General features: G+C 72.3%; 15 protein-coding genes. 4 read left to right on the top strand and 11 right to left on the bottom strand.

Annotated elements, in window-relative coordinates:
• Positions 1-168 precede the first annotated feature (168 nt).
• The gene (locus ACXJKB_RS14470; RefSeq protein ID WP_300048975.1) at positions 169-462 is read left to right on the top strand and encodes a virulence factor; all 294 of its coding nucleotides are present in this window, start codon (positions 169-171) and stop codon (positions 460-462) included.
• Positions 459-1,343: a homocysteine S-methyltransferase family protein gene (locus tag ACXJKB_RS14465; RefSeq protein WP_457189495.1), complete on the top strand. Its 885-nt coding sequence runs from the start codon at positions 459-461 to the stop codon at positions 1,341-1,343. Before ACXJKB_RS14470 ends, ACXJKB_RS14465 begins: the two co-directional genes overlap by 4 nt.
• A 32-nt stretch (positions 1,344-1,375) precedes the next feature.
• Here ACXJKB_RS14465 and ACXJKB_RS14460 read toward each other — a convergent pair whose 3' ends face one another.
• The 5 genes from ACXJKB_RS14460 to ACXJKB_RS14440 all read right to left on the bottom strand — a co-directional run bounded on the left by ACXJKB_RS14460 (position 1,376) and on the right by ACXJKB_RS14440 (position 5,499).
• Positions 1,376-2,764, bottom strand: a complete 1,389-nt coding sequence (locus ACXJKB_RS14460; protein WP_457189493.1) for a calcium-binding protein — start codon at positions 2,762-2,764, stop codon at positions 1,376-1,378.
• Positions 2,765-2,980: 216 nt separating this feature from the next.
• Entirely contained in the window at positions 2,981-3,280 is a 300-nt protein-coding gene (locus ACXJKB_RS14455; protein WP_457189491.1) for a hypothetical protein, read from the bottom strand.
• A 103-nt stretch (positions 3,281-3,383) separates the two neighbouring features.
• Positions 3,384-4,022 carry a hypothetical protein gene (locus ACXJKB_RS14450; protein ID WP_457189489.1) on the bottom strand — a complete coding sequence of 213 codons (639 nt, stop codon included), beginning with the start codon at positions 4,020-4,022 and terminating at the stop codon, positions 3,384-3,386.
• Positions 4,023-4,091: 69 nt separating this feature from the next.
• On the bottom strand, positions 4,092-4,481 hold the full coding sequence (locus ACXJKB_RS14445) for a DUF1801 domain-containing protein (RefSeq protein WP_457189487.1): 390 nt from the start codon (positions 4,479-4,481) through the stop codon (positions 4,092-4,094).
• A 25-nt stretch (positions 4,482-4,506) separates the two neighbouring features.
• Complete coding sequence (locus ACXJKB_RS14440; protein ID WP_457189485.1) at positions 4,507-5,499, bottom strand: aldo/keto reductase; 993 nt, start codon at positions 5,497-5,499, stop codon at positions 4,507-4,509.
• A gap of 114 nt (positions 5,500-5,613) precedes the next feature.
• Between ACXJKB_RS14440 and ACXJKB_RS14435 the strand changes: the two genes are divergently transcribed.
• Together ACXJKB_RS14435 and ACXJKB_RS14430 are read left to right on the top strand one after the other, a co-directional pair.
• Entirely contained in the window at positions 5,614-6,270 is a 657-nt protein-coding gene (locus tag ACXJKB_RS14435) for a hypothetical protein (RefSeq protein WP_457189483.1), read from the top strand.
• 25 nt (positions 6,271-6,295) lie between these two features.
• Positions 6,296-6,532, top strand: a complete 237-nt coding sequence (locus ACXJKB_RS14430) for a hypothetical protein (protein WP_457189481.1) — start codon at positions 6,296-6,298, stop codon at positions 6,530-6,532.
• A 71-nt stretch (positions 6,533-6,603) separates the two neighbouring features.
• Here ACXJKB_RS14430 and ACXJKB_RS14425 read toward each other — a convergent pair whose 3' ends face one another.
• From ACXJKB_RS14425 to ACXJKB_RS14400, 6 genes are all read right to left on the bottom strand, one after another.
• Positions 6,604-9,903 (bottom strand): family 78 glycoside hydrolase catalytic domain, encoded by a 3,300-nt coding sequence (locus ACXJKB_RS14425; RefSeq protein WP_457189479.1) that lies wholly within the window; start codon positions 9,901-9,903, stop codon positions 6,604-6,606.
• 209 nt (positions 9,904-10,112) lie between these two features.
• Entirely contained in the window at positions 10,113-10,634 is a 522-nt protein-coding gene (locus ACXJKB_RS14420) for a LutC/YkgG family protein (RefSeq protein ID WP_457189477.1), read from the bottom strand.
• 131 nt (positions 10,635-10,765) lie between these two features.
• On the bottom strand, positions 10,766-12,250 hold the full coding sequence (locus ACXJKB_RS14415; protein ID WP_457189475.1) for a lactate utilization protein B: 1,485 nt from the start codon (positions 12,248-12,250) through the stop codon (positions 10,766-10,768).
• A gap of 86 nt (positions 12,251-12,336) precedes the next feature.
• Entirely contained in the window at positions 12,337-13,146 is an 810-nt protein-coding gene (locus tag ACXJKB_RS14410) for a (Fe-S)-binding protein (RefSeq protein WP_457189473.1), read from the bottom strand.
• A 38-nt stretch (positions 13,147-13,184) separates the two neighbouring features.
• Complete coding sequence (locus ACXJKB_RS14405; RefSeq protein WP_457189471.1) at positions 13,185-13,376, bottom strand: LuxR C-terminal-related transcriptional regulator; 192 nt, start codon at positions 13,374-13,376, stop codon at positions 13,185-13,187.
• Between the two features lie 17 nt (positions 13,377-13,393).
• Positions 13,394-16,367 (bottom strand): glycosyl hydrolase (locus ACXJKB_RS14400; protein ID WP_457189469.1); only part of this gene is annotated, 2,974 nt, incomplete at its 5' end.

Genomic DNA, 16,367 nt, shown 5'->3' with positions numbered 1-16,367 from the left:
TCGCAGGTCCGGTCCGGTCGACCGGTGTGCCGCAGTGTGGCACCGCGGACGGTGGTCGCCGCTCACCCGCGGAGGGTGAGCATCACCCGCGAAGGCAGTCCGACGCTGGTGGCCTCACTCCCCGGACCATCCCCGTCGAGACGCGGCGCCCGAACTACGCTGCGACACATGGCGGAGTACCAGGTGACCCGGTGGCGCGACCTTCCGTCGATGGTCGCTGCCCGGGCGGACGAGGAAACGGTGAAGTCACAGCTCGCGCCGCGGTTCCAGGAGGCGATCGACGAGGCTGCGATGCGGCTCGGTGACACCGGGGCCGACGACTACCTGGCGGGCTGGGAACGGTCTCCCTGGACCGAGGCCGACGGCACGCCGAGCGAGGTGCTCGACCGGGTCGTCGCCGAGCTCGACGCGGAATGGCCGGCCGACAGGATCAACCGATACCTCGACGAGCTGGGCCAGTGAACCGGCTCAGGGCGCTGCTGCGCACGGACCGTCCGGTCCTGCTCGACGGCGGCATGGGCACGCTGCTCCAGGACAGCGGCCTCGAGGACGGCGTACCCGGAGAGCTCTGGAACCTCGAGAACCCCGACGCGGTGCGCGCGGCGCACGCGGCCTACGCCACGGCGGGGGCTCGGCTGCTGACGACGAACAGCTTCGGTGGCACCCGGCCGCGCCTGGACCTGCACGGGCTCGGCGACCGCGTCGGCGAGGTGAACCGGGCAGCGGCGCAGCTGGCACGATCTGTGGCGGACGAGCACGGACTGCTCGTCGCCGGCGACCTCGGCCCGACCGGCGAGCTGCTGGCGCCGCTCGGGACCCTGACCGGCGAGGAGGCCCAGGCGCTGTTCGCCGAACAGCTCACCGCGCTGGTCGAGGGCGGCATCGACCTGGTGCTGGTCGAGACGCTGAGCGACCTCGGCGAGGCTGACGCGGCACTCGCCGCGGCGCGGGAGGTCGCGCCCGGTCTTCCGGTCGCCGTGACGATGAGCTTCGACACCAACCTGCGCACCATGATGGGCGTCCGCCCGGGCGACGCCGTGGCGCACCTCGCCGCGGCGGGTGCCGACGCCGTGGGGGCCAACTGCGGTCGCGGTCCCGCGGAGATGGAGATCATCGCCGCGGAGATGGCGCAGGCCCGCACCGACGACATCCTCCTGGTCGCCCAGTCCAACGCCGGGCTTCCGCAGGTGGTGGGCGACCACTTCGAGTACGACGCCACTGCTGGCGACATGGCGTCGCACGCAGCCCGGCTGGCCGAGCTCGGGATCGACCTGGTCGGCGGATGCTGCGGCTCGACGCCGGCACACATCGCCGCCATGGGCGCCACCCTGACCCCTGCCTGAGTCCCCGTCCCACCGGTCGGGTCGAGGCTCGATCACCCGTGGAGCTCGAACTCCTCGAGCGGCAGCCGCGGCACGACCTGCGTGCCACGCTCGAGTCGCTGGACCGCCTCACGTGCCCGCGCATCGGGGAGGAGCGCGGCTCGACCTGACCGGCCGGACCGCACGTTCTCGCAGCTCCTGACCCGCTCGGCGCCGAGGCAGGTGTCCTGTCCCTGGCGGCCGTTCGCGAAGTCGCCACGACCCGTGCCCAGGTCCAGGACGTCCGGCCCGCGTGTGCCGATGACGGAGTCCCGGCCCGCGCGCATCACGGCCTCCAGACTGCGTCCTCCTTGAATGAAGAGGTCGTCGTTGTGGGGGGTGCCGCGGAACCGCCAGCGCTCGTCCTTGCTGAAGATCGCCATGACCTCGAGGCTCCGCACCCGACCGGCCCGCGCCCTGGTCCGAAGCACCCCGCGGCCCTGGTCCACGGTGATCGTCGAGCCCTTCGCGAAGCCGCCCTTGCGCACGTTGAGGATGGCGAGATCCCGGGAGCCTCCCCCGTCCACTGACATCGCCCGGGAGGTGGGGGCGAGCCTGAGGAAGATGGTGTCGTGGCCTCCCCCGCCATCGACGTCGACGTCCTCCACGGCCTCGACCAGGAGCTCGTCGGGCCCGCTCTGACCGCGCAGGACGGCCGGGGCCGTCTCCGGATGGACCTCGAGGTGATCCATCTCCTCCCCGCCACGCGCCGTACCCCCGGCCAGTCCCAGGCGGATCCAGTCCATGCCCGGCCCTCCGTCGATGTCGTCCGGCGCGTCGGTCGCCGGGTCGACGTCCGTGTTCGTGAAGTCGGAGACGAGGGTGTCGTTGCCGCCGGCGCCGTCGATCTGGTCAGCGCCGCCGCGCCCGATCAGCACGTCGAGGTACGGCGAGCCGATCAGGACGTCCGCAGCTCGCGTGCCCACGATGCTCAGGGCCTCCGTCACGACGATCTGGTCGGTGCCCGACGGCTCTGCCACGTAGCCCAGTCCGCCGACGGGGGTGAGGTCGGCCCTGATCCCGCCGGGGAGTCCGGCGCCGAGGAGGTCCGAGTAGAGCACCGTGTCCGCGGGGAGGGAGTAGTCGTCGCGCGTCAGGGGATCGAGGCCGGCGTCGACAAGGTCGTTGCCCGCTCCCGGCCAGATGACGTCGCCGCCGGCATCGCTGTCGAACCCGCCGAAGATGCGGTCGTCGCCCGCGAACCCAGCCAGCCGGTCCGTCCCTTCATCGCCACAGATGACGTCGTTGCCGAGGAAGCCCGAGATGGTGTCGTCGCCCCCCAGCCCGACCATCACGTCGTCGCCGTTCGTCCCCGTGAGCACGTCGTCCCCCGGCGTGCCGAGATGGGTCGCGGCCCTGCCGTCGCACGTGCCCGCGGCGGCACTCGCCGGGACGACCGCCATCAACGGCGCGACTAGCGCGAAGCCGGCCAGGGCCAGACGAGGCGGCCCCGTCCGTCCGGGAGCCCGCCTCGATGAACCTGCTGTGCCTCCGTGTGTGTCCATGTCCCCGTCTCCTTCGTGGCATCCGATTCCATCGAGGATGGGCGCCTCTCGGGCTGGACACACGGGACGGGAGTCCCGAACGCCCCGGGAAAAGTGGGACGTGGTCGGCTCGGGTCAGCCCTTGTCGGGCTTGTCCTCGTGTCGCGGGTCCAGGCTGGGGTAGCCGGCCTTCGGCTCGAGTCCGTCCGGCTGGGGTTCCTCGCCACCGCGGCTCTGCTCCGGCGGCGCATCGGCATCGGAGTCCACGACCGAGGTGTCCCGGAGGCCGTCCGCACCCACCTGTCCAGGCCCTGTGTGGCCGATCCGTTCGCTGCTCGAGCCCATGCCGCCCGCCGCGCCTTCGGGGCCGGACGCGTTCGGCGTCGACTCCCGCTCCTCGCCTGCGGCGTCTGGTACGTCGTCGTGATGGGTCATGGGCCGGGCTCCCCTCGCTCGTGGTCGATGTGGTCCCGTTCCCGTTGGCACGCCAACCATGAGCCCCGCGGGCGTCCTCGTCGACCTTGATCGATCGGGCGTGTCAGGGGACCTCGACGTACCAGGCTTCGCGGATGGTCTGGCGCCTGAGGGCACGCTCCATGGCCTGGATGGCGATGCCGGCGAGGGCGAGCACCAGCAGGAGCAGGGACCACCCGAAGCTGCTCGAGACGCGGTCGGTGAAGTCGCCCCGGGTGAAGTCGGAGGAGTTCAGTGAGCCCACCAGCAGCATGAGGCCGCCCGTCACGCCGACGGCACCGGCGATGGAGCCGACGATGACGAGCACCATCATCGGCACGTTGGTGAACACCGACAGCAGGCCGAGGACGAGGCCGACGACCAGACCCACCAGGACGGCCACCCAGCTCCAGGAGATCCCGAGGGCGACGATGATGCCCGAGCCGATCGCGAAGCCGGCCGCGCCCATCGCGAGGACGACGGCGACGTAGTAGTAGAGGTAGGCCAGGACCGCGAAGACCACCGCGAGGACGAAGCCGAGCACCCAGCCGAGCACGGTGCCGAGGAAGCGCTCGTCGGCGAACCCGGCGACGAGGCCGGCGCCGGCGGCGAAGCCGGCGAAGAAGCCCCAGATGGGGATCATGAGTCGCAGCACAGCCTGGCCTGCGACGAGCATGGCGGCCCCGGCGACGATCGCGAGGACGCCCAGGATGATGTCAGCCATGCCTCAATGTAGGACTCGCGGGCCGACACGTCGCGTAAATCTTTTTCCGCCGCTTCACGCAACGACGAGTCAGGGGCGGCCCAGCCGCCGCCAGCCACCCTGCCGGTTGTGCTCGACGATCTCGGCGAGGATGCCGGTGATCGCGTCGCGGTCGATCTCGTCGTCCTCGTAGACCTGGATCGACCGGGCGGTCAGGTTGTCGTGCCCCTGGTTGATCACGCCGGCCGGATCGCTGACCGTCGGGTCGTACAGGAACAGGTTGACGTGGTCCTTCGTCGCCAGGAGAGCGCAGACGTTGCCACTGAGGACGAAGTAGGGCTGGACCGTCCGCTTGATCGTCTCCTCGATCTCGGGGTCCGTGGCCCAGACGATCTCGCGCAGCTGCTCGCAGATCGACTGCTGCCACTCGGGCAGCTTCGCGATGTAGGCGTCGACCCCCGGATGTGCGCGTCCCGTCATGAACAGATTGTGGCAGCGACGGCGCTCACCAGCGAGCGTGGACCTGGTCGCGGATCCGCCGGTCGTAGAGGTCGGCCACGCCGTCGAGGAAGGCGGGCGGCAGCTCGCCGACCAGTCCGGCTGCCGCGTTGGACCGCGCCTGGTCGACGTTCCGCGCGCCCGGGATGACGGTCGAGACGCCCGGCTGCTGCACGATCCACGCGATGGCGGCCTGAGCCGGCGTGACGTCCAGCCCCGAGTCGGACACGAGCGCGGAGAACTCCTGAGCGGCAGAGACACCGGTCTCGTAGTCGACGCCGGAGAACGTCTCGCCGACGTCGAAGGCGCTGCCGTCGCGGTTGTAGGTGCGGTGGTCGTCCTCGGCGAACGTGGTGTCGAGGTCGTACGTGCCGGACAGCAGCCCCGAGGCCAGCGGCACCCGGGCGATGATGCCCACGCCGGCGGAGGCCGCCGCGGGGAGGACCTCGTCGAGCGGCTTCATCCGGAAGGCGTTGAGGATGATCTGCACGCTGGCGACGTGGGGCCGGCCGATCGCGCTGAGCGCCTGCGCGGCGGTCTCGACGCTGACGCCGTACGCCGAGATCACGCCGTCGTCGACGAGCCGGTCGAGGACGTCGTACGTCGCGTCGTCGTCGATGACCTCGCTCGGCGGGCAGTGCAGCTGCACCATGTCGATCGTGTCCACGCCGAGGTTGCGACGGGAGCGGTCGAGCCACTGGCGGAAGCTCTGCTCGACGTAGCTCGCCGGCACCTGCTCGGCGCGGCGGCCCATCTTGGTCGCGACGGTGAAGCCGGCGTCGGGGTGGGCGGCGACGAAGCGGCCGACCAGCTGCTCGCTGCGGCCGTCGCCGTACACGTCGGCGGTGTCGAAGAACGTCACCCCGGCCTCGGCCGAGGCCTCCAGCACGGCCAACGCGTCGGCCTCGCTGACGTCGCCCCAGTCGGCGCCGAGCTGCCAGGTGCCGAGACCGACGACCGAGACCTCGCGGCCGGTCCTTCCGAGGGTGCGGTGATCCATGGGGTGAGTCTCACAGCCCCGGCAGGTCGCGGCCTCGCACAGCGGGGTGACCTCTCGCCCGCATTGCCGCTCCGCCCCTACCGTGGGATCCCTCGCCGACCGGAGGTGACGCCCGTGGCCCGTCCGATGACCCTGCCCGCGCCGCGGCCGGTGCTCCACCCGCTCCGCACCACCGACTCGGCCCGCAGCACGATCCGCCGGCTCTCCCACCACCGGATGCGGGTCACCATCGACCACCGGCCGCTGGCCGGCATCACGCCGCCGATGCTGCTGTGGTGGTTCCGCCACATCGGCGACGAGATCGAGTACGCCGGCGAGCGGATGTCGGGCTACCTCGCGTGGCACCCGCTCGACCACATCGCGTGGGAGCTGGCCCGACCGGCGCCGGGCGGCGGCGCCGGCGAGGGCGCGAGCTATCGCATCGTGGAGGCGTTCGGGCGCGACGAGCGCTTCCGCGTCGACTCCGTCGAGCGCGTCGAGAAGCTCGACGAGACCGGCATCCGGCTCGTGCGCCGGATCGCCGGGGTGCGGATCTTCCAGCTCGAGCACACCTGGTCGTGGGGTCCCGACGGGACGCACTACGTCAGCGTGATGGACCTCGGCTCCCGCCTCCGGGCGGCCACGCCGGTCAACCGTCACCTCACCTCGCGGGTCTTCCCGACCGCCATGGCCGAGGCGTGGGTGAGGCACAACGTCGAGGAGGTCGGCGTCCTCGAGCACCTCCTGCCCGACGTCTACGTATCAAAGTCCTCCCCGGCCCCTCCTGTCTGAGTGGAGGAAAGACTCAGGAGGGCTCATGTACGTGATGTACCGCGTCGCCTACGCGCCCGGGCCGGAGGACTCGCCCGAACGCGACCGCACGCTGCGCGACTTCACCGCCGTGACCGGCCGTGAGGCCGAGAAGGCCGCCCGCGAGTGGGCCGCCAGCCGCAACCAGCAGCGACCGCCGGAGCTCCGCGAGCAGTGGCCGTGGGTGCTGGAGCGGTGGAACGGGCGGATCCGCGACTGGGAGCAGATCAACGCCATCCCCTAGGACGGGCGCCCCGGAAGCTCGAAGATCACTCGCACAGGTACGAGTGATCTTCGAGCCAGGCCGGCCAACGCCTACCGGGAGACGAAGCTCCAGGTGCCGGAGCCGACCTCGTAGCGCACGGTGCCGTCGCCGCCGGCGACCTTCACCGGGCGGACGCCGCCGCGGCCGGTGGCCGTGTAGTCACCGGGCGGCAGCTCGACGACCGCGGTGGTGTTGACCGGGATCGTCGTCGTCAGCGACGTGCCGCTGGCGTCGTGCTCCCATGACGAGGCAACCGTGCCGTGCTGCGTGGGCCGCGTCCCCTCGGCCTGCGACAGGCCGGTGTCGGGGATGCTGATCGACAGCTCCGAGCCGCCGGGCGCCGCGAGGTCGATGCCGAGGACGTCGCTCAGCAGGTCGACGGCCGCGCGCGAGCCCCAGCCGTGGGAGGCGCTGTTGGCCGAGCCGCTCAGCTCCCACGCCTCCGGGGTGAAGGTGCCACCCTGCTCGAGCCAGCCGGCCCACCCGTAGTCGTCCTCGTTGGTGAGCAGCTTCAGCAGCGCGTCGCCACGACCCGAGTCGGCCAGGGCCTCGACGAGCCAGTGGACCGTCATCGGGCCCTGCTTCATGCCCATCCTCGCGAGGTGGTCGCCCAGCGCCGGAACGTCAGCCTCCGGCGCGATGCCGAGCGCAACGGCGTACGACGTCGCGTGCTGGCCGGCGTGCGGGCTCTGCGAGCCGTCGCCGAGCAGGCCGTCGACGTAGGTCCCGTCGGGCTTGCGGAGCGTGGCGTTCATCCGGCCGGCGAGCGCGTCTGCGTCGGAGCGGTACGCCGCCACCTCGTCGCCGGGGCGGTCGAGGGCCTCCGCGACCAGGGCGACCTTGCGGAGCACGTCGACGCCGAGGRCGTTGACCGTGGTGCGGGCCGTGGCGGACATGTCGTAGCCGAAGCGGCCGTGCGCCGGCCAGTCGACGATGCCGTAGAGGTACTGGCCGCTGCCTCCCGAGAGCTGGGTGACGAGGCCCTGGGTCGGGCCGGAGGTGGCGATGTGCCGGCGGACGTAGCCCGCCGTCGCGGCCAGCTCGTCGTAGGTCTGCTCGAGCATCCGCGTGTCACCGGTCTCGAGGTAGTAGCGCCAGATCCAGTCGGGCACGACCTCGGTGAAGTCGGGGATGTCGCGCTTGCCGTCGCCGTTGGGGTAGACCGCGTTGTAGCGGCCGGCGTCGTTGCCGGTGCGCCAGTAGCGCGTCTGGCTCAGCATGAACTCCCGGATCGCCTGACGGCTGGCCACCCGCTCGCTGTGGGTCGCCATCAGCCCGTAGGAGATGTTGACCGTGTCGTGCAGGAACTGGCCCTGCTCGCGGGTCGGGGTGTCGACGAAGGTCTCCTGGACCGAGTACTCGAGCGAGCGCGACATGAGGTCCCACACCGCGTCGAGGGTCTCGTCGGAGGAGCTGAAGGTCGCCTCGCCGTCCTCCGGGTAGGCGGTGGTCACGACCGTGGCGGTGACGTCGTCGACGGAGATGTCCTCACCGGCACCCGGGACCTCGAGGTAGCGGAAGCCGAGGTGACCGAAGGCGGCGTAGTCCTGCTCCCCTGCGACCTGCGTGTAGGGGAAGGACATGTTGGTGCCCTGCGTGTCGACGCCGCTGGTGGACGCGCGGCCGTCGGTGGCGAGGCCGTAGCTCGCGCGGATCGGGACGACGCGTCCGGCGACGCCCTGCTCGAAGTGCACCGCCGGGCGGGCCGGGATGACCTTGCCGAAGTCGGCGACCGGCGTGCCGTCCTGCGCGGTGAGGATGCGCTCGGGGTGGACGATGGTCTCGGTGAGCCGGGTCTGCTGCGCCTCGAGCGAGGTGAACGGGGCGACCGGGTGCGTGCCGATCACGACCGCGTCGGACCAGCCGCTGTCGTCGTACCCGACCGCGGTCCAGTCGCCGATCGCCTTGGCCGCCGGGCCGTCGCGATGCTCGACGTAGAGCCCCTCGCCGTTGCGGGTGCCGACGAGTACGTAGGGCCCGCGACGCACCTTCCAGCTGCCGTCGGTGGTCAGGACGTACGACGACCCGTCGGCGTAGTCGACGACGATCCGGGCGAGCAGCCCGGGGACGCCGGCGGCGCGGCCCTGCCCGGCGCTGAACCAGTGCAGCATCGCGCCGATGGACAGGCGCTTGCCGGGCTGCACGAGGTCGGTGACGTCTGCGACCTGGTAGTAGCCCTCGCTCGGGTAGCCGTAGTTGCTCATCCGGTCGGCGCGCTCGCCGTCGAGGTAGAGCTCGGCGGTGTGGCTGGCAGCGAGGTAGCTGCGGGCGCGGACGACCTTGCCGGCGGGGACGTCGACCTCGGTGCGGGCCAGGGTGTACTCGTCGGCCTCCTGGCCGGTCGAGCCGCGGACCCACTTCGAGAGGTCGCCGGAGAAGTCCTCGGAGAACAGCGTGGTGGCGCCGTCGAGAGAGGTCACGCTGACGTTGTCGAAGTCGGCGACCTCGCCGCTGGCCTCGCGGAAGCCGATCGTGCCGGCGCGCGAGCCGGTCGCCGACGGGTCGGTCCAGGTGTCGACGACCGTGCCGTCGACGCTGGTCGTGAACGTCTGGCCCTGCACCTTGATGCCGAGGCGGTAGGTGACGCCCGGGTCGATGACGTGGGGCACCGTGCGGCGCGCGTCGGTCGGGAAGGCGCCGCCGATCATCCGGTGGGTCTTGATCGCGTCGTCATTGGCGTGGAGCTGCCACATGTAGCCGGTCGCGGCGTCGGGCGCCCGGAAGACGATCGCGGCCGCGCGAGTGACCGGGGTGACGTCCATGCTGACGACGTAGTCGGTCCAGTCGGCGCCGGCCCTCGCGAGCGTGACGTTGCCGCCGCTGACCCGGCCGCGGCCGTCGACGATGCTGAGCGCGCTGGCGTCGGGGTTGCCGGCGGGACGGCGGATCCAGGCCGCGTCGCCCCAGTCGGCGTCGGAGATCGCGGTCTCGAAGCCGGACCATGCCGACCAGGGCGAGGGGCGCTTGTCGCTGTCCCAGGTGCGGACGCGCCAGGTGTACGCCGCCCCCCGCTCGAGGTCGGCGCCGGCGTAGTCGACGTACGACTGCTGGCGGGACGAGACCTTGTCGCTGTCCCACACGATGCGGCCCGCCTCGTCGCGGACCTCGATCTTGTAGGCGGTCTGCACCTCGTTGGGATCGACGTCCTGCGGCAGCCAGCCGAAGCGTGGCGTGGTCGCGGCGTCGAGCGGCGCGGTCAGGTCGTCGACGACGAGGTGGATGGGAGCAGTCGGCTTGGCGCCCGGCTTGCCGGGGGCGGCGTCGGCCGCGCCGATGGTCAGCAGCGCAGCCGGTAGCGCCAGGACGAGCGCGGCCGCGGTGCCGCGGGTGCGCGAGAGCGAGCGGGACATCGGAACCTCCGAGACGATGAAACGATTCAGGCGACCGTAGGCGCTGCGTGACCGCCGTCACAACCCCGCTGACCGCTATCGGACAGGCCGTGCGCCACCGGCCGTCGGCAAGGATGGACGGTCGACGGTGGGACGTGGCGGGGCCAGCGGTGAGTCAGACAGGTTGTGAAGGCGCAGGACCTGCGTCACTCACCGCTCGACGCAGCGCCTCAGCCGACCAGCACGACGTGCAGCGTGCGGGGGCCGTGGACGCCCTCGACCCGGTCGAGCTCGATGTCGCTCGTGGCCGACGGTCCGCTGATCCACGTCGTGGGGCGGGCGGGGTCGAGCAGGGCGATCGCGTCGGGTACGTCGGCCACGACCTGCGCCGCGTCGACGATGCAGACGTGCAGGTCCGGCACGAGGCTGATCGCCCGGCGGCCCTGGTCGGGCGCGTGGTCGAGCACGATGGTGCCGGTCTCGGCGATCCCGACGCGGGCGCGGGTGACGACGGCGTCGATGCGGTCGAGAGCGGCCGCGGCCAGCCCGTCGTCCACGACCGAGCCGGCGACGTCGAGGCCGAGCCCGGGAGGTACGACGCTGGACGCCGACCCGAGGACCTCGGCGACCACCGAGCCCAGGTCGTCCGGGGCGCACCGCGTCACCACCGCCCGGTAGTCCTCGACGCGCTCGACGAACAGCGCGACCAGGTCGCCGCGGTCGGGGGCCCGAGGGGCCGGAGGGAGGTCCACCGCGGGCGACACGCCGGACAGGGCCGAGCGGACACGCCCGAGGATCTCATCGCGCGCGCTGGTTTCGGGGTCCCCGCGGCGTTGTTCGACGGAGGAGCGGAGCGGGGGAGGCGAAGAACGTCGTGGGGTGATCATGAACGGCCCTCCTGCTCGTTGTCGGGGCCGCGTCCACCGTCGGTGCGGTCCCACCACTCGCGGAAGGACTCGGTCGGCGGGGCGGGAAGGTCGCGCGCTCCGGTCCAGGCGGCGGYGGGCCCGGGCAGGCGRCCCGCGGCGGCGCGGCCTCCGGGCAGCGTCGTACGGGAGAAGCGACCGATGACCCGGCCGGCGAGCCCGGAGGCGCGCTCGGCCCTCGCGAGCCGCTTCGCGGACGAGAACGTCCACGCGGCGGCCTTCATCGCGACCGCTTCCGGCTTCGGCACCCGGTCGCCGCGGTGCGAGTCGACGACGGCGGCGCGTTGGTCGACGAGCACCGACGGGATGTCGATGCGGACCGGGCAGACCTCGAAGCACGCGCCGCACAGCGACGACGCGTAGGGCAAGGACGCGGTCTGCTCGTCGGCGACGCCGTTGAGGAGCGGGTTGAGGATCGCGCCGATCGGGCCGGGGTAGACCGAGCCGTAGGCGTGGCCGCCGACCCGCTCGTAGACCGGGCAGACGTTGAGGCACGCCGAGCAGCGGATGCAGCGCAGGGCCTGGCGGCCGACGTCGTCGGCGAGCGCGCGGGTGCGGCCGTTGTCGAGCAGGACGACGTGCACCTCCTGCGGACCGTCGCCGGGCGTCACGCCCGACCAGGTCGAGGTGTAGGGGTTCATCCGCTCCCCCGTCGACGAGCGCGGCAGCAGCCGCAGCATCGGGTCGAGGTCGGACCACGTGGCGACGACCTTCTCGATGCCGACCACGCTCACCAGCACGTCGGGCAGGGTCAGGCACATCCGCCCGTTGCCCTCGGACTCGACGACGACGAGCGTGCCGGTGTCGGCGACGGCGAAGTTGGCGCCGCTGACGGCGACCTTCGCACGCAGGAACTTCTCGCGCAGGTGCTCGCGCGCAGCCCCGGCCAGGACGGACGGCTCGTCGGTCAGGTCGGCGGGCGCGGGCCGCCCGACGTCGCCCATCCGGCGGCGGAAGATCTCGCGCACCTCGGCCCGGTTGCGGTGGATCGCCGGCACCAGGATGTGGGAGGGCAGGTCGTCGCCGAGCTGGACGATCAGCTCGGCGAGGTCGGTCTCCCAGGCAGCGATGCCCTCGGCCTCGAGGGCCTCGTTGAGGCCGATCTCCCCGGTGGCCATCGACTTGACCTTCACGACCTCGTCGACGCCGTGGGCGTGGGCGACTGACGCGACGATCGCGCACGCCTCCTCGGCGTCGCGGGCCCAGTGCACGGTCGCGCCGGCGCGGGTCAGCGATGCCTCGAGGATCTCGAGGTGGGTGGCGAGGTCGCGCAGCGCGGCCTCCTTCACCGCGGCGCCCGCGACCCGCAGCTCCTCCCAGTCCTCCACCTCGGCGACGACCGCGGCGCGCTTGTCGCGGATCGTGCGAGTGGCGTGGGCGAGGTTCCGGCGCAGCTGGGTGTCGGCCAGCGCCTCACGCGCGGCGGTCGGGAACGCCGGCATGCCGACGAAGGTGGCGCTCCGCTTTTCGGGGTCCCCGCGGCGTTGTTCGGGGGAGCGGAGCGGAGGAGAAGAACGGCGTGGGGTGTTCATCGGGTGCCTCGGTCTCGTGACGGTCGTTGCGCGACCTCCTCGACCAGCCGGTTGCTGGGTCCGGGGTCGCCCTCGGTGCTCTCCGTGGCCGCCAGGACCTCAGCGAGGTGCATGACGCGGACGCCGGCCCGCTGGCGCGAGAGCATCCCGCCGACATGCATCAGGCAGGAGTTGTCGCCGGCGACCAGCACCTCCGCACCGGTGTCGCGCACGTGCCGCGCCTTGTCGGCGCCCATCGCGATCGACGTGTCCGCGTTCTTGAGGGCGAAGGTGCCGCCGAAGCCGCAGCACTCGGTGGCGTTGGGGAGGTCGACCAGCTCGATGCCGCGGACGGCCTCGAGCAGCCGGGTGGGCCGGTCGCCGACGCCGAGCATCCGCAGGCTGTGGCAGGTCGGGTGGTAGGTCACCCGGTGCGGGAAGTAGGCACCGACGTCGGTGACGCCAAGGACGTCGACGAGGAACTCGCTCAGCTCGTAGGTCCGCGGTCCGGTCTCCGCGACGGCCGCCGCCAGCGCAGGATCACCCGACCGGTCGGCGACGATGGAGTGCTGGTGCCGCGCCGACCCGGCGCACGAGCCCGACGGCGTGACGATGGCGTCGTACCCCGCGAACGCGTCGACGAACGCACGCACCACCGGCACCGCCTCGTCGAGGTAGCCCGTGTTGACCATCGGCTGGCCGCAGCACGTCTGCGCCCGCGGGAAGTCGACCTCGACCCCGAGACGGCGCAGCAACCGCACGACGGCCTTCCCCGTGTCGGGGAACATGGCGTCGTTGACGCAGGTGACCTGGAGGGCGACCCTCACGCTGGCGATCCTTTCATGGTGATGCAGGTGTGGTGTTCTCAGATGAGCCGCCGGCGCACGGCCCACACGATCGCCTCGACAGTGGTGTCGACGCCCACGCTCTCGCACGCCGCACGGGCCTTGCGCCTCACGGTCCGTTCGGAGACATCGAGCCGGCGCGCCACCGCCTCGACCGTCCGCCCCTCGGCCATCAGCCGCAGCACGACGAGCTCGTCGTCGCCGAGGGGCACCGGGCTCCTACCCATCGTCAGCGGCGGACCGGCTGGTCGACGTACGGCACCAGGCGGACGGGTCCGAGCAGGCCGTACGCCTGGCGCTGGGCCACGCCGTAGACAGCCGGCGTCACCGTGCGCAGCCGGTTGAGGAGGGTGGAGGCCACCTCGACCTCGATGACGTTGGTACCGCGGCGCAGCAGGCCGGCAAGGTCGACGCGCGGGTGCAGCGGGTCGCACCCACCCACCGCCACGCCGTTGACGGTGACCCGGAACGTGTCGGTGACCTCGCCGAGCTCGAGCCAGGCGCCGTCGCGGTCGGTCCAGTCGGAGCCGAGGTCGACCTGGGTGGTGTAGCGACCGAGACCCGAGACGTCCTCGAGCCCGGGGATCTGGCTCCACGGCACCAGCGTGGTCAGCTCGGCCGTCCGTACCGGCTTGACCGTCTCGGTGGCCGTCGCGCCGGGCTGCCAGTCCTCGACCTCGAGCCGCCAGGACGTCGGGACGACCGGGTCGCGGACCCGGTCCACCTTCGCGGCGACCGTGCGGCCGTCGCCGAGGGTGACGGTGTGGCTGCCGGCGGTGCCCGCGCGGGCCACGAGCTTGCCCGGCTCGCGCAGCACGTCGAGGGCGGTGGTGGCGATCGCGTGCAGCTGGGCGGGATCGGCCGACTGCGGGGTCGCGAAGGCGATCACGGTGGACTGGCCGGGGGCGAGGTCCACGCGGACCCGCACCCGGTCGGCCTGGCGCTCCCAGAGGCCGACCGGGCGGGTCTCGCCCGTCCAGGCGTCGAGCACCACCGGCACCGCGCGCGGCGAGGTGGTGGTCAGCCAGACGTCCTGTGTCACGCGGTTCAGCCTGCGGTTCTCGGCGTGCCGCGCGTTGGCGACGTAGTAGAGGTCGACGTCGCCGACCACCCGCCGCAGGGTCATCACGGTCGACCGCTCGTGCTCGACGTCGGGCGTGATGCCGAGCGAGGCGAGCGCGCCCGGGATGTCGGCGTCGGCCGCCGCCACTCGGGTCGTGGGCAACGCCTTGATCTGCGCGACGAGGTCGCGCAGCTCGGCGGCCTCGGCGTCGGGCGTGCCCTCGGGCAGACCGACGGGGCGCGGGTCCGACCAGTCCCGCACGAAGACGATCGGCAGCCCGGCGCGTCCGAGCTCGAGCACCCGTCGCGCGGTCGGGACGGCCATCGTGGCGACCTGGCCGCGGAACTGGTCGGTGCCGACGATCATTGCCTTGTAGGCGGGACCGTCCGGGGCCAGCCGGCCACCGCGGACCGTGGCCAGCGGCAGGTCGAGCAGGGCCGGAGTCGCGAAGGAGTGGGTCCACCCGAGCGGGATGCCGTCGTTCGTCGCCCAGAAGGCGCCGATGCCCGTGGACGTCCAGCCCTTCTGCCGCAGGAAGACCACGTCGTACTTCGGTGTGCCGGTCTGCAGGACCAGCTGGGTGCGCGAGAGGTACGCCGCGATGTCGGGCATGTGCTGCCACTGCGGGGTCCGCGGCCCCCAGGCCTCGCCGAAGCCGATCGCGCCGTTGTAGTAGGGCGAGAAGGCGGCGAAGCCCGGCCAGGTCACGCCGGGCGCGTCGGCGTAGGGGAATCCGTGGATGATCGCCTGGTTCACGCCCGCGGCGAAGATGCTGTTGAGGGTGAGGAGCGCCTGGTTCTGCTGCGTCGGGCTGGCGCTGTTGCCGCCGAGCATCGTGTTGTAGGCCGCGCCGTTGTAGCAGATCGCCTCGCAGGACAGGATCGTGTGGCCGCCCATGTCGCGACCGCCCGCCATCACCCGGTAGTCGTCGAGGTTCTTGAAGCCGAGCGACTCGGTCTCGGGGATGTCGAGCAGCGCCGCGTGCTCCACCGTGTCGGTCTCGAGGCCGTAGGGCTGGACCCGCAGGCCCATGCCGAGCGTGCGGGCGAAGGCCTGCAGCGGGAGCAGGTGGTGGTCCCGGTAGAGGTCCGAGAGCACCTGGTTGTAGTCGTCGCGGACCTGGTTGGTGCGCAGGCTGTCGGTCGTCGCGGCGTTGGCGCCGGTGCCGAGGTCGTAGAGGTACTTCTCCTTCAGCTCCATCACGACCGGCAGCCAGGGGCGCAGGTCGTAGCCGGCGCGCTTCTCGAACTCCTCGAACATCTTCGGCGTCCAGATGGTCGCCTCCGTCTCGATCTCCAGCGAGTCCTCGAAGAGGTAGCCACCGGCGCGGCCGAGGAGGCCGCGCAGCTCGCGGTCGAGGACCCGGTCCTCCCACAGGTCGACGACGGCCTGTGAGCCGAGCGCACTGAAGTGGTCCACGACGTACGACCGGGGGCTGGTGTGCGGCGCGGCCTCGGGCTCCTGGGCCGATCCGCGCTGCCAGAAGGACAGCAGCACCCACGACCCTCCGGCGGGCGCCGCCGGCGCCGTCCAGGTGATGCGGCCGTCGACGACCTGGTCGAGCAGTTCGACGTAGGAGTCGGGGTCGACCTGCGGCAGCACGCGCGTGTTGGTCGACGGGGTGTAGCGGTGCGCCTGCAGCGCCACCAGGGTCTGCTCGGTGACCACGTCCTCGGCGTGCAGCACGGCGGCCGGGACGGGTCCGTCGTACGTCGCCCCGGCGGCCAGGTCGGCCAGCCCGTGCGCGAGCTCGGTGCAGGCGGCGTCGTCGTCCGGGGTGATGGTCGAGACGGCGGCRGGCCACGACGGGCCGACGGTGACGTCGATGCGCACGTCGCGCTCCGCGGCGCGCGAGAGGGCGGCCTTCACGCCGGCGACCCACGGGGCTGTGCCCCAGCCGTGCGTCCCGACGTCGATGGTGATGTTGCGGGCACGGAGGCTGTGGGTGACGTCCGCGACCTCGAGGACGCCGAAGCCGGCGTCGGCGACCTGGTCGACCTCCCGCGCGATCTCGACGGGGTCGACGAGCCCGTGCGGCCACCACCAGCGGAAGCCGGCCGCGGTCGCGGTGCCGGGCGAGGCGAAGCGCCGCACGAGGTCCTTGGGCAGCCACTGGGTGGCGGCCGAGGCGCCGCCGGGG

The organism is Nocardioides sp. P5_E3, from assembly GCF_054049275.1.
The sequence above is the reverse complement of the archived record's forward strand: the minus strand, read 5'-3'. Positions and strand labels throughout refer to the sequence as shown.

Excerpts from the sequence above, each read along its gene's own strand:
- ACXJKB_RS14470 (WP_300048975.1), top strand. The coding sequence starts at position 169 with ATGGCGGAGTACCAGGTGACCCGGTGGCGCGACCTTCCGTCGATGGTC.
- ACXJKB_RS14460 (WP_457189493.1), bottom strand. The coding sequence starts at position 2,764 with ATGGCGGTCGTCCCGGCGAGTGCCGCCGCGGGCACGTGCGACGGCAGG.
- ACXJKB_RS14455 (WP_457189491.1), bottom strand. The coding sequence starts at position 3,280 with ATGACCCATCACGACGACGTACCAGACGCCGCAGGCGAGGAGCGGGAG.
- ACXJKB_RS14450 (WP_457189489.1), bottom strand. The coding sequence starts at position 4,022 with ATGGCTGACATCATCCTGGGCGTCCTCGCGATCGTCGCCGGGGCCGCC.
- ACXJKB_RS14445 (WP_457189487.1), bottom strand. The coding sequence starts at position 4,481 with ATGACGGGACGCGCACATCCGGGGGTCGACGCCTACATCGCGAAGCTG.
- ACXJKB_RS14440 (WP_457189485.1), bottom strand. The coding sequence starts at position 5,499 with ATGGATCACCGCACCCTCGGAAGGACCGGCCGCGAGGTCTCGGTCGTC.
- ACXJKB_RS14430 (WP_457189481.1), top strand. The coding sequence starts at position 6,296 with ATGTACGTGATGTACCGCGTCGCCTACGCGCCCGGGCCGGAGGACTCG.